Source organism: Vibrio sp. HENC-03, from assembly GCF_000305755.2.
GTDB classification, from domain to species: domain Bacteria; phylum Pseudomonadota; class Gammaproteobacteria; order Enterobacterales; family Vibrionaceae; genus Vibrio; species Vibrio owensii.
The window spans coordinates 250,582-262,590 of sequence record NZ_JH976126.1; the positions used below are offsets into that span (position 1 = coordinate 250,582).

Annotated in this window: 12 protein-coding genes, 1 tRNA gene and 1 pseudogene; 5 read left to right on the plus strand and 9 right to left on the minus strand. The window is 45.6% G+C overall.

The window, feature by feature from the left end:
- The first annotated feature begins 71 nt into the window (after positions 1-71).
- The gene (locus tag VCHENC03_RS06350) at positions 72-863 is read left to right on the plus strand and encodes a 2,3-dihydro-2,3-dihydroxybenzoate dehydrogenase (RefSeq protein ID WP_009707190.1); all 792 of its coding nucleotides are present in this window, start codon (positions 72-74) and stop codon (positions 861-863) included.
- Positions 864-886: 23 nt separating this feature from the next.
- On the opposite strand, the gene VCHENC03_RS06345 is transcribed toward VCHENC03_RS06350, so the two are convergent.
- The 4 genes and pseudogenes from VCHENC03_RS06345 to VCHENC03_RS06330 all read right to left on the minus strand — a co-directional run bounded on the left by VCHENC03_RS06345 (position 887) and on the right by VCHENC03_RS06330 (position 3,789).
- Positions 887-1,609 (minus strand): transglycosylase SLT domain-containing protein, encoded by a 723-nt coding sequence (locus VCHENC03_RS06345; protein ID WP_009707191.1) that lies wholly within the window; start codon positions 1,607-1,609, stop codon positions 887-889.
- A gap of 210 nt (positions 1,610-1,819) precedes the next feature.
- Positions 1,820-2,947 carry an HNH endonuclease gene (locus VCHENC03_RS06340; protein ID WP_009707192.1) on the minus strand — a complete coding sequence of 376 codons (1,128 nt, stop codon included), beginning with the start codon at positions 2,945-2,947 and terminating at the stop codon, positions 1,820-1,822.
- A gap of 20 nt (positions 2,948-2,967) precedes the next feature.
- Positions 2,968-3,552: pseudogene (locus VCHENC03_RS06335) on the minus strand (class I SAM-dependent methyltransferase); the annotation flags it as partial.
- A gap of 160 nt (positions 3,553-3,712) precedes the next feature.
- Positions 3,713-3,789 (minus strand) — tRNA-Arg (locus tag VCHENC03_RS06330).
- Positions 3,790-3,993: 204 nt separating this feature from the next.
- On the opposite strand from VCHENC03_RS06330, the gene folD reads away from it, so the two are divergent.
- Complete coding sequence (gene folD, locus VCHENC03_RS06325; RefSeq protein WP_009707194.1) at positions 3,994-4,854, plus strand: bifunctional methylenetetrahydrofolate dehydrogenase/methenyltetrahydrofolate cyclohydrolase FolD; 861 nt, start codon at positions 3,994-3,996, stop codon at positions 4,852-4,854.
- 203 nt (positions 4,855-5,057) lie between these two features.
- On the opposite strand, the gene VCHENC03_RS06320 is transcribed toward folD, so the two are convergent.
- The 4 genes from VCHENC03_RS06320 to VCHENC03_RS0126140 form a co-directional block, all read right to left on the minus strand.
- Entirely contained in the window at positions 5,058-6,257 is a 1,200-nt protein-coding gene (locus VCHENC03_RS06320; RefSeq protein ID WP_009707195.1) for a NupC/NupG family nucleoside CNT transporter, read from the minus strand.
- Positions 6,258-6,493: 236 nt separating this feature from the next.
- Positions 6,494-7,438, minus strand: a complete 945-nt coding sequence (locus VCHENC03_RS06315) for a LysR family transcriptional regulator (protein WP_009707196.1) — start codon at positions 7,436-7,438, stop codon at positions 6,494-6,496.
- Between the two features lie 71 nt (positions 7,439-7,509).
- Positions 7,510-8,481, minus strand: a complete 972-nt coding sequence (locus tag VCHENC03_RS06310) for a lytic murein transglycosylase (RefSeq protein ID WP_005430863.1) — start codon at positions 8,479-8,481, stop codon at positions 7,510-7,512.
- 48 nt (positions 8,482-8,529) lie between these two features.
- A complete protein-coding gene (locus tag VCHENC03_RS0126140) occupies positions 8,530-8,811 on the minus strand; it encodes a YcgL domain-containing protein (RefSeq protein ID WP_012127285.1) in 282 nt (93 codons plus the stop codon).
- 197 nt (positions 8,812-9,008) lie between these two features.
- Here VCHENC03_RS0126140 and minC point away from each other — a divergent pair, with 197 nt between their 5' ends.
- Genes minC through minE form a run of 3 tightly spaced genes read left to right on the plus strand, consistent with a single transcriptional unit; the run spans position 9,009 to position 10,767 of the window.
- The gene (minC, locus tag VCHENC03_RS06305) at positions 9,009-9,671 is read left to right on the plus strand and encodes a septum site-determining protein MinC (RefSeq protein WP_005437686.1); all 663 of its coding nucleotides are present in this window, start codon (positions 9,009-9,011) and stop codon (positions 9,669-9,671) included.
- A gap of 17 nt (positions 9,672-9,688) precedes the next feature.
- Entirely contained in the window at positions 9,689-10,501 is an 813-nt protein-coding gene (gene minD / locus VCHENC03_RS06300) for a septum site-determining protein MinD (protein WP_005437688.1), read from the plus strand.
- 2 nt (positions 10,502-10,503) lie between these two features.
- Positions 10,504-10,767, plus strand: a complete 264-nt coding sequence (gene minE / locus VCHENC03_RS06295) for a cell division topological specificity factor MinE (RefSeq protein WP_005437690.1) — start codon at positions 10,504-10,506, stop codon at positions 10,765-10,767.
- A 110-nt stretch (positions 10,768-10,877) separates the two neighbouring features.
- Here the strand turns inward: minE and rnd are convergent, their stop codons facing one another.
- On the minus strand, positions 10,878-11,996 hold the full coding sequence (gene rnd, locus VCHENC03_RS06290; RefSeq protein WP_005437016.1) for a ribonuclease D: 1,119 nt from the start codon (positions 11,994-11,996) through the stop codon (positions 10,878-10,880).
- Between the last annotated feature and the right edge of the window lie 13 nt (positions 11,997-12,009).

Here is a 12,009-nt window from a genome sequence, read left to right on the forward strand (position 1 = left end):
ACAACGATAACAAAAATCATTATCATCTAGCCAACTTTGATTTGATATTTGTATCGCGAAAGGAGATGGGGATGAGTGAAAACCGCTCAGAATTCGACAGCAAATTGTGTCTCGTCACGGGTGCTGGACAAGGGATTGGCCTAGCATGTGCCAAAAGCTTATTAGCTCAAAACGCACGTGTTATCGCTTGCGATGTGACCCAAAAGGCACTCGATGCGTTGCAACAATCTTTGCCAAGCGATCAACAACAGCGAGCCACATTGCTCCCTTTCGATTTGGCCGATTCCACTGCTATTCAAAATGCCTGCCGAAAGCTAGAACAAGACCAACTGATCCCCGATTACATTGTCACTTGTGCCGGCACTTTGCACCTTGAATCCGTTTTAGATCTGCCTTTAGAGTCACTAAACAAAACCTTGGACGTCAATTTAAAAGGTACGATGCTGCTCACCCAACAACTGGCAAAAATGCTGGTGAAACACGGCAAGCAAGGTGCAATCGTGGCAGTCGGCTCCAATGCGGCCGATACACCACGCGTGAAGATGTCCGCCTACTGCACATCCAAAGCTGGCCTGCACATGTGGATGCAATGTTTGGGGTTAGAACTGGCAGAGCATGGTATTCGCTGCAACATCGTTAGCCCCGGCTCGACAAGAACGCCAATGCAAGAGCAGATGTGGAATGAATCTTATGGCGAGCGAGAAACGATTCAAGGCAACTTAGCATCCCATCGCATCGGTATTCCGTTAAACAAGATTGCCGAAACCAAAGACATCACTAACGCGATTGAATTTTTACTCAGTGACAAATCAGGTCATATCACCATGCATGATTTGAGAGTAGATGGCGGAGCAACGTTCTGATCCTCCGCCATAAAATGAAAGGATTAACCGTGAAAGTTAGGGTGCATGCCTTTCTCTAGTTTGCGTCGCACCTTGTAAGAGACATCACCCAAGGTAATCCTGCCTGTCTTTTTACGGTCGATCCCCGCGTTCTGGCGATAGGCGATCGACCCTTGTTTGAACAATACATGCGAAGATGGCTTTCCAATTGCCGCCGGATAGAGGATCGCCATATAAACATCCTCTAAACAAGCCATACGATTTCGGTAAGGCATAAAGTACGCTTTGACATAATCGAGCTGTTCAATAGCACTCATTTTGGCCAGTTTCTTAGTGCTGGTTCCCAGCGCCTCTGCCGTCGATGGCATAAACTGAATAAGCCCTGTTGCCCCACTCCCAGAACCATTTTTGATGCTCGGACTAAATGTCTCTGCCGTTTCAAACGCCATGCAAGCCATCAAGTAGTTTGGATCAATATTGAGCTCTTGAGAAATGTCGTTCACTTTACTTTTGAACTCAGGCGAAACTCGATTTCCCCAAGCGAGAGCATCGACAGAAGAGAGCGAAAAAGATGCATGAGAAACATCACTTTTCTTAAGGGATAAAGACGAAGGTGAGAAAATTTTCAGGAATTTCTGATTCTTACGTATCAGGCTATTAGGAAAGGAAAAAACCTTATCTTTTTTGTGCTTAAGCTTTGTTATTTTTAGTAGCTTATACAAGCGCTTAGAAACCGTTTTCACGATACAACCACAATTGGAAAACATTTCCCAAACTGTAATCCATTTCTTACTTTTTTAATATCAGTATCAATTGTGAAGCACAAAAGTGTGAGATAGATCTATGAGCTTTATAGAAAACATCACATCAATAAATGGAGTTGTTGGAAAAGTATACTCAGCGTTTTTCTGTACGTTGAAAACAATGAGAGATTTGTTTATGAGTTCAAGCTAAAATGAGTAGTGTTCATTCCGAGTCTAGCGCCCCTTAAACAGCACCCCTCTATGATGGCCAAGGTAATATTTATGGCTATTATGGACGTGAAAAGACATGTCTTCGCGTAGACCAAGAACTTCTGGTTTTTCTAGGTAGCGTGATATTAAAACTTTTCCTTTATCATCAAATGATATGAAACCGAGATCGAATGCTTTATCTAGATTAGGAAGTAGCAATAGTCCGTTGAACTTATCTAATCGTTCTTCGTTGTTGGAATCTCGCCACGGTTTAATATGCGACGCTAACAGTAATTGGGTATTCTTAAACCCGGTAACAGCGCAACCTCCCCACATATCAATGAGCTTGTTTCTAAAATGACCTTGTCCCATTCTGGTGTTTACCAAAATTGTCTTTTCAGTTGTGCTTAGTTGCTTGTCATTCATTACATGCCGGATATCTGCATTCATATCAATTTGGGCTAAGTCAGCGAGAAAGGTGTCGTAGTGAGACAATGCTGCACTATACATACCCTTGCCTTTTATATCGCGCACTTGAAACTCTGGTAACTGCACCGCTTGTTTCTTATAACTCTTAAAGTCTGAATAAGACTTTATTTCTGTGATAGATGCTTCTATTTTTCCGGCATCCATCAACCAGTTAGAAATTGAACCACGGACTGCTCCTAAATAGTTCTTTGCCGTTTTCTCTGATTTGCCCAAATCAAGTAACCATCGATAAAACAATGAAGATAAGTCTGATAAGTTGGAAACAAGCGCTTCTTTCAATTCATTCGAGACTATGTAGCTATTCATATATTCGAATAGCTCATCATCAACGTAAGCGTATGAAATGGCCTTTGATGAGTATCTTTTTGTATTTTCTATGGAATAGCCTTCATTATAAGAGTGATGCCAGAACCCCTCACTTCTCAAAAAGAAAAAAGGGTTCTCAGGTGTGTTTCGATCATTTCCTATTGCTAAGTTTTCGAAGTGATGTGTGAATCGCTCTTTAAGAACAGAATTAAGTTCAATCTTGTTTGAAACGATATGTCCAGCCTGCATCAAATCCATAACGGTAAGAAGCATACATACTTTGTGAGGACTCTTCTTTCCGTTTGAACTATTCACGTTCAAATTACTGAATTTATCTACATAATGTTGAAGAGACACAACTAATCCTTCTCTTACTTTGACACAACCACAGTCTGCCAATGAACGTCATCACGCTTGAGTTGATCGTCACTGTCAGAAACATGCCTAACCATAAGCGCACTGTTCTTTGCCAGCTGTTCTAACTCTTGAACAGAGACAGGATAAGCTTTGCGTCCATCGGTGAACTCACCATGGCGAAGGCTTATAACCAATCGACCATTTGGTGCCAGCAGATTAGAGAGCTTGCGGAAGGCACGCTCACGATGAGACGTCGCAAGGTGCATCCATACCGCACTCACTAAAATAAGATCAAAGCGAAGCCCTAGGTTGGTGGTTTTCTCAAGCGCAGGCAAGGAATCGTCAAGCCAAGTAACCGAATCACCTGTCTTAACTTTCCCAAGCTCTAGTAGAGATGCAGCAGGCTCAAGAGCAATCACCTCACAGCCTTGTTCTGACATCCATTTTGCATCTCTCCCAGACCCCGCTCCCACATCCAATACCCGATCGCCAGCATGAGGCCAAAAAGCCTGCCAGCTCGCGTGAACGTTCTCAAACGTCGTCGAGTTATATTGCTCCGCTAATGAGCTCGCATTTTGGTTATAGAAATTGGTGGTTGAGGACATAAAGGTAAGGCTGCAATTGAAATGAACACATAGTAAGTGCTATTGATTGCAAAGACTAGAAGGTAGTGCAAAAGTTGTAGGAAACGGTACGTTAGAAGTGCTGTCGCCTAAAACGACAAAACCCCGATAACTCGGGGAGCTATCGGGGCTTTTAAATAAATGGCACGCCCTATAGGATTCGAACCTATGACCACATCCTTAGAAGGGACGTGCTCTATCCAGCTGAGCTAAGGGCGCGCTACAGGGACAGGATTATACGAGTTCAAGCGCTTAAATCAACGGGTTTTCATAACATTCTGATCTGAATGCCTAAAAAAAGGGCACCAAAACGATAAATGTTCAAAAACACCACAAAGCAAACGTTTGCGTATGGATGTTAAATAGATTTTCTGCGACAATGCGCCGCAAATAATTTGCCTTCTCAATTTAAAAAGGAAAGTCATGACTGCTCAAAATATAGATGGAACTCTCATTTCCCAAACTGTTCGATCCGAAGTTGCAGCACGTGTGAAAGCTCGCGTTGAGGCTGGCCTTCGTGCTCCAGGTCTTGCAGTTGTTTTAGTTGGTGAAGATCCAGCTTCTCAAGTTTACGTTGGCAGTAAGCGCCGTGCGTGTGAAGAAGTTGGCTTTGTCTCTAAGTCTTTTGACCTTCCTGCGACAACGTCGGAAGAAGAGTTGTTGGCACTTATCGATGAGTTGAACAACGACACAGAAATCGACGGCATTCTTGTTCAATTGCCGCTTCCTGCTGGCATTGATGCAACACACGTTCTTGAGCGTATTCACCCAGAGAAAGACGTGGATGGCTTCCATCCTTACAACGTGGGTCGTCTAGCGCAGCGCATTCCTAAGCTTCGTTCTTGTACGCCAAAAGGCATCATTACGCTGCTTGATCGTTACAACATCGAGCTACGCGGTAAGCATGCGGTAGTGGTTGGCGCATCAAACATTGTTGGTCGCCCAATGACACTTGAGCTGCTTCTTGCTGGTTGTACGACAACAACTTGTCACCGCTTTACCAAAGACTTAGAAGGTCACGTTCGTCAAGCAGACCTTGTTGTGGTCGCAGTTGGTAAGCCGAACTTCATTCCTGGCGAGTGGATTAAGAAAGGCGCGGTTGTGGTCGATGTAGGCATCAACCGTCTTGAGTCGGGCAAGCTAGTAGGTGACGTGGAATACGATAAAGCACGTGAGAACGCGAGCTTTATTACACCGGTACCGGGCGGCGTGGGCCCAATGACCGTAGCAAGCCTAATTGAGAACACAATGCTGGCTTGCGAGCAGTTCCATACGAAGAAGTAGATTCGAGATTCGAGATTCGAGATTCGAGATTCGAGATTCGAGATTCGAGATTCGAGATTCGAGATTCGAAGAAATGAAAAGGGTTGACGATAAACGTCAACCCTTTTGCTTTTTAAGAGAGTAAGAGGAAGTGCTTGAGCCAAAGCCCTCTACTCTCTCGAAGCGAAGCGTTCCCGATTCCAGAAGCGCAGCGCTCTAATAGGTTACAAACTCAGAATCACGCCAGCGATTGATGCACTCATCAGGTTTGCCATTACGCCTGCTGCGATTGCACGGAAACCGTATTTCGAGATGAATGAACGCTTCTCTGGTACGAGTGAGCCTAGGCCGCCAATTAGCATCGCCATGGTTGAGATGTTTGCGAAACCACACAGAGCGAAGGTTACGATAGCTTGTGAGTGTGCGCTTAGCTGAGACTTCACTTCCATCAGTTGGATGAAGGCTACGAACTCGTTTACCACAATCTTGTTACCGATCAGTGAGCCAGCCACGATAGCTTCATTCCAAGGAATACCTAGCAACCATGCGATTGGTGCGAATAGGTAGCCAAGTACTAGCTCGAAGCTCAGTTCCATACCGAATAGACCGCCGAACCAGCCTAGAATGCCGTTTAGCATCGCGATAACGCTCACGAACGCCAATAGGGTTGCACCTACCGCCACTGCGATGCGTAAACCAGACATTGCGCCGTCTGCCATTGCTTCAACCACGTTGGTTGCGCGTGGCATTTCTACTTGGTCTAGGTCGATATCTGGTGTTGTGGTGTCAGTCTCTGGCATCATGATTTTTGCCATCAGAAGACCTGCAGGTGCTGACATGAATGCTGCCGCGATTAGGAAGTTAAGATCTACACCCAGTGATGCGTAACCTACCAGCGTGCCACCAGCAACCGATGCCAAACCACCAGTCATGACTGCGAAGAACTGAGAATCACTCATGTGCTTCAGGTATGGCTTTACTACTAGCGGCGCTTCAATCATACCAACGAAGATGTTCGCTGTTGCAGATAACGACTCTGCACGACCTGTACCTAGCAAACGCTGAAGACCACCACCGATTAGGTTGATCACTTTTGGCATTAGACCGATGTGATACAAACCAGAAATCAACGCCGAGAAGAAGATGATGATACCAAGTACGTTAATCGCGAAGGTAAAGCCACCTGTTGCTAGGTTGCCAAATAGGAACGCGATGCCCTCTTGACCGTAGTTGATTAGGTTAGAAACCGCGCCAGTTACTGCGTTAAGTGCTTCTTTACCCGCTGGTACGTAAAGTACCAATAGCGCGAAGATTACTTGCAGAGCAAAAGCCAAAGACACCGTTCGTAGACGAATGTTCTTACGGTTAGTCGAAAGCAGCCATGCTACGAATAGGATGGCTACGATACCAAGAATTGAGTTCATAAAATGAATCCGACAAAAGGGGGAACAGGAAAGGCGTCGGATTGTATAGAGTGAAAGAAATGCTGCAAGTTGGGGATGTTAACAGGCTGAGAATCTCGTCTGCTCACTCTTTAACCAGCAAAATAACTCATTGAATTAAATAAAGATAAACGTTTGCCTAAAGTTATTATTTCCAAATGGAAAAGATGTTTCTGAATTTGGAAAAATTTTGTGATTCAAATCACCTTATGTATTCCCTACTTCGGAATCGAAATATACGACGCTAATCGCTGATCCCAATGGCAAGGCGATCCGATCTTTTGTTTAATGAATTCGATCACTGCTGAGATCTTTTTCGGCATATGCTGACGACTTGGGTACACCGCATAAAACGGCATGGATTGGCTGGCTCTCCAATCAGGTAGAAGCTGGATCAATTTGCCTGAACGGAATTCATCCCCCAGCAAATAAGTGGCTAAGTAAGCAATCCCCCACCCTGCGATTGCGGCATCACGCACCGCTTCTGCTAAATCGACCGAGTAGTTGCCAGAGACTTTCACGTTGAGCTCTTGCTCGCGATTGGTGAAGGCCCAACTGGTGTAGTCACGCTCCCAACTGCGGTAAATAAGACAGTTATGCTGCGACAAGTCATTCGGTTCGGTTGGCGTGTCGTACTTGAGTAGGTAATCCGGCGATGCAGCAACTACGAATTGGCAATCCGCTAAGCGCTGAGCAATGTAGCCTTCTGGTAGGTGTTCATTGTTGGTGATCCACAAATCCAAGCCTTCTTCGAGCATATCGACTTTGTAATCGAACAAATGCACTTCGACTTGCAGTTGCGGGTATTTCTCACGAAGTTCTTGAATGGCAGGAATGATGTGCAGCGTGCCAAAAGACTGCGACAAACCAAGACGAACCAAACCAGCGACTTCATCGCGTTGGCTTTCCATCTCTAACGTGGCACTGCTAACGGCTTGCACCACTTGCTCACAATGATGGTAGAAGGTTTGACCGGCTTCGGTTGGTGTGAAACTGCGCGTGGTACGTTGCACAAGCTTGATGCCTAGTGACGCTTCCAACTGGCTGAGTTGTTTACTAACGTGAGAAACAGACACACCTAGGCTCTTTGCCGCAGCGGTAAAGTTCTTATGTTTGATCAACGCTGAGAAGATCACCATTTGTGCAGCACGTTCAGATAACACGCAAACCTCGTTTCAAATAGAGAAAACAAAGGGCTCCGAAGAGCCCCTTTTTATTCGTTTATACATTCAATCTAGAATGTGATGCGGTCAGCTAAGTGACTTACCGCCAGTGCGAAGTAGTAAGAGCGGTTCCACTTCATCAACACATTGTAGTTGTTGTACACCAAGTAAGTACGACCGTTCTCATCGTCTGGCATGATCAGCCAAGCTTTGATGTCTTCGTCCAGCTTAGGAAGTGGGCTGCCATCGTATTTGGTGATGCCAAGCTTGCTCCACTCTTGCAGGTACTTACCTTTTTCCGCTTCGCGACCTTGCAGGTTATGGTCGATACCGTGTGGCACCTTAACCTGACGACCCCAAGTGAACTTATCATCCCAGCCAGATTTGCTTAGGTAGTTCGCAGTAGACGCAAACACGTCCGCTTCTGATTGCCAGATGTCCTTCTTGCCGTCGCCGTTACCATCCGCAGCAAAGCGTAGGAATGAGCTTGGCATAAACTGACATTGACCCATCGCGCCAGCCCAAGAACCTTTGAAGTTCTCTAGCTCGATATGACCTTCATCTAGGATTTGTAGCGCCGCCATGGTTTCTTTACGGAAGAACTCTTCACGACGACCTTCAAATGCCATGGTCGACAACGCGTCGATCACGCGAAAGTTACCAGTAAACTTACCGAAGTTACTTTCCACGCCCCAAAGTGCAACGATAAAGCGTGGCTGCACGCCAAACTCATCACCAATGCGTTTAAGTTCAGCGTAGTGTTCTTTATACAGTTGCTTCGCTTGTTTTACCTTCCACTCAGGTACCGCGCGCGGAATGTATTCGTCTAACGTCAGTTTCTTCTCAGGTTGGTTACGATCGGCTTTTACCGCGCGTGGTTTGTATTCCACATCAGCAAAAGCGGCACTGATCACCTGTTCGGAAATGCCTTTATCACGCGCTTCTGCACGCAATTTATTTAGGTATTCATCAAAGCCATCGCTGCTTGCAAAGGCTGAAGTGCACATACCAACGCTGAGCATTGCTGCCAGTATCTTTTTCATATCGCCCTCCTTGAGCGAGGCAGAATTCCCAGATGAAAAGCGGTGACGTTATTCGCCTTTCTGCTGGGCTTTTTGTTCTTTGTATTTTTCTAGTAGGTTTTCCGGCGGAGGCGGAACCTGTAGGAAGAAACCATCATTAATTAATGACGCTTTCACTTTCTCGACATCAACTTGTGCCAAAGTACGACCATCAAGTTTGATTGTCATCACCGGCATAGGCTTACCGAACATCTGCATTAGCGTGTCAGGAACCTGTGAGAAATCATCCTTTTTCGGAATATAGAGATAAGTGCCTTCTTTTCTGGAACTTTTATAAATAGAACAAAGCATGACGAGCCTTTTGTGCTGATTTACCCGCTTTGAATGCGGATTTTGTTGAAAACGTAAAATTCTCGCAAACTTGATAGCAAATTTGAGATTAATTCACTTATTTGCCCGCTTGAGAACTTGCTGCGCTAAAGGATGAAATATAACATGACAGACCTAGTTTAAGGCAACGCTCTTTCAATAAAGGCAAGAAGTCCACGATGACCCATTCACCTGACCTTAAAGGTAGCAGTTTTACATTGTCAGTTTTACACCTTTCTGACAACGAGATCGCTAAGACTGTCGAATTTTTGCAAGAAAAGGTTTCTCAAGCACCCTCTTTCTTCGCATCCGCACCTCTGGTTATCAATATAGCAAAAGTAGAAGGCGATATTGATTTCACCGCACTTAAACAAGGCATCGCCGATGCAGGGTTTATTCCGGTTGGTGTGACTGGCTGTAAAGATAAGCGCGTTCAAAACCTTGCCTCAGAAGCGGGCTTCGCCATCATGTCTGCGAGCAAATCTCCAACTCAAGCACCAGCGAAAATGGCACCGACCAAAATCGTTCGTACACCGGTACGTTCTGGTCAGCAAATTTACGCCAAAGACGGTGACTTGGTTGTACTGGCACACGTAAGTGCTGGTGCAGAAGTGATTGCTGATGGCTCTATCCACATTCATGGCACCCTACGCGGACGCGCCATTGCTGGGGCGAGCGGCCAGCAAGAAGCACGAATTATTTGTCACGATTTACAAGCTGAACTGGTTTCCATTGCAGGAGATTACTGGTTGAGCGATCAAATTGAGAGTGAGTATTGGCAAAAGAAAGTAATGATCAGTAAAGCCGAAGAATCATTACATCTAGAAACACTCACGATTTAGTCTAAAAAGGAAATAAAATGGCACGCATTATTGTAGTAACGTCTGGTAAAGGTGGCGTTGGTAAAACCACTTCAAGCGCAGCCATCGCCTCGGGTCTGGCTCTTAAGGGCAAAAAGACTGCGGTGATCGATTTTGATATCGGCTTGCGTAACCTCGATCTTATCATGGGCTGTGAACGCCGCGTGGTGTATGACTTTGTTAACGTCATCAACGGTGAAGCAACGCTTAACCAAGCGATGATCAAAGACAAGCGCACAGATAACCTATTCATTCTTCCAGCTTCTCAAACACGTGATAAAGACGCGCTAACCAAAGATGGCGTGCAACGTGTGTTCACTGAGTTGGATGAAATGGGCTTCGACTTTATCATCTGTGACTCTCCAGCAGGTATCGAACAAGGTGCTCTGATGGCGCTGTACTACGCAGATGAAGCGATTGTAACGACAAACCCAGAAGTGTCTTCGGTGCGTGACTCTGACCGCATTCTAGGTATTTTGGATTCTAAGTCGCTACGAGCTGAGCAAGGTCTTGAGCCAGTTAAGCAGCACCTGCTACTGACGCGTTACAACCCATCTCGCGTTACACAAGGTGAGATGCTAAGCGTTGAAGACGTAGAAGAGATCTTACACATTTCTCTACTGGGCGTGATCCCAGAAAGCCAAGCAGTTCTAAACGCATCAAACAAAGGTGTGCCAGTGATCTTTGACGAGAACACTGACGCAGGCATGGCTTACTCAGATACGGTAGATCGCCTACTGGGCAACCAGGTTGAATTTCGTTTCCTTACTGAGGAGAAGAAAGGACTCTTTAAACGACTATTCGGAGGCTAGACATGTCACTACTAGAATTTTTCCGCCCACAAAAGAAAACTTCTGCGAATCTAGCCAAAGAGCGTTTGCAGATCATCGTTGCTGAGCGTCGTAGCCAGAACGATCCTGCGCCTTCTTACTTACCTCAATTGAAAGAGGACATCTTGAAGGTGATCAGCAAATACGTTGCGATTGATCCAAACATGGTGGATTTGACGTTTGAACACAAGGACGATGATATTTCGGTTCTTGAGCTAAATGTGAAGTTGCCAGAAGACGAGAAGTAATTACTTTTCGACTTTGCTTGAGCGCTATAAACACTTAAGCACTCAAAACAAAAGACAAATGCGTGTTACAAAAAAGGTTGGCGATAATGCCAACCTTTTTTATTTGGTACTTACTTCAGCACCTTATTCATCTTCTCGCCGAGCAATTCAAGACGCCAGCCTTGCATCACATCCGGTAGACGCGCTGGGTCGCGGTCTTTCTTCCATACCCAACTGATGATTTGGTTGATCTGCTTTTTAGACGCCAAGAACTCGGTCGCCAAGCCTGATTTTTGCGATGCTACTTTCACCACATCTTTCATGTTCTTGAAGATTTGCTTGTAGCCTGGGTAATCCATCAAACGTTCGATTTTAGCTGGGTAATCATCGGCAGGTGTTTGCTTTGCACTTTTCACAATGGCCGCAATTCGTGCACCGTGGCGGTTAATCGCACGAATGTCGATGCCTTCCGCCTCCATCTTCTTAAAGTTTGTCAGTCCAAGGCGAGCCACCGTCAGCAAGTCGCCTTCTTTGAAAATGAAGTTCAATGCAAGGTCGCGCTTGATCGCTTCGCGGTAACGCCAAGTCGCTAAAGGCTTAAGAATCGCAAGTTCAGCCGGTCTTAGCTGCCATGCACCTTTGATGTCTAGGTAGACAGTTTCTTCATTTAAGTTACGAATACGCTTTGATACCAGTAGGTCACTCTCTTGTTGAACCGCTTCCCACCAGCCAGCTTCGTTGACTTTATCTAATAGCTTCTCGTAAAGAGGCATTAGGTAGTGCACGTCAGCCGCGGCGTAATCAAGCTGCTTTTGAGTCAGTGGACGCGCCATCCAGTCGGTGCGAGACTCGCTCTTGTCTAGCTCCACGCCTAGGTATTCTTCCACCAGCGTTGCAAAGCCTGTCGACAGACCGTGACCCAAAAATGCCGCCATCAACTGAGTATCCACCATTGGGAATGGTGTGCAGCCAAAGGCATTTTGGAAGACTTCTAAATCTTCACCACACGCGTGCAGTACTTTTAGCACTGAGGTGTCTTTTAGCAACTCGACGAACGATGTCATGTCAGTCAGTTCGGTCGGGTCGATAAGGGAAAGTTGTTTGCCATCGAAAAGCTGAATCAAACCTAGTTGCGGATAGTAAGTCCTGATTCGCACGAATTCGGTATCCAGCATAACTACGTCTGCTTCTCTTGCTAGAGCGCAGACTTCTTCTAGGTCTTTGTTTTTCGTAATGATCTGATAGTTCACATGCTTCTCGCTA

What these genes read in the sequence shown, in the direction of transcription:
- minD (WP_005437688.1), top strand. Translation starts at nt 9,689, where the DNA reads ATGGCACGCATTATTGTAGTAACGTCTGGTAAAGGTGGCGTTGGTAAA.
- folD (WP_009707194.1), top strand. Translation starts at nt 3,994, where the DNA reads ATGACTGCTCAAAATATAGATGGAACTCTCATTTCCCAAACTGTTCGA.
- minE (WP_005437690.1), top strand. Translation starts at nt 10,504, where the DNA reads ATGTCACTACTAGAATTTTTCCGCCCACAAAAGAAAACTTCTGCGAAT.
- VCHENC03_RS06320 (WP_009707195.1), bottom strand. Translation starts at nt 6,257, where the DNA reads ATGAACTCAATTCTTGGTATCGTAGCCATCCTATTCGTAGCATGGCTG.
- VCHENC03_RS06345 (WP_009707191.1), bottom strand. Translation starts at nt 1,609, where the DNA reads ATGTTTTCCAATTGTGGTTGTATCGTGAAAACGGTTTCTAAGCGCTTG.
- VCHENC03_RS06310 (WP_005430863.1), bottom strand. Translation starts at nt 8,481, where the DNA reads ATGAAAAAGATACTGGCAGCAATGCTCAGCGTTGGTATGTGCACTTCA.
- VCHENC03_RS06350 (WP_009707190.1), top strand. Translation starts at nt 72, where the DNA reads ATGAGTGAAAACCGCTCAGAATTCGACAGCAAATTGTGTCTCGTCACG.
- VCHENC03_RS0126140 (WP_012127285.1), bottom strand. Translation starts at nt 8,811, where the DNA reads ATGCTTTGTTCTATTTATAAAAGTTCCAGAAAAGAAGGCACTTATCTC.
- minC (WP_005437686.1), top strand. Translation starts at nt 9,009, where the DNA reads ATGACCCATTCACCTGACCTTAAAGGTAGCAGTTTTACATTGTCAGTT.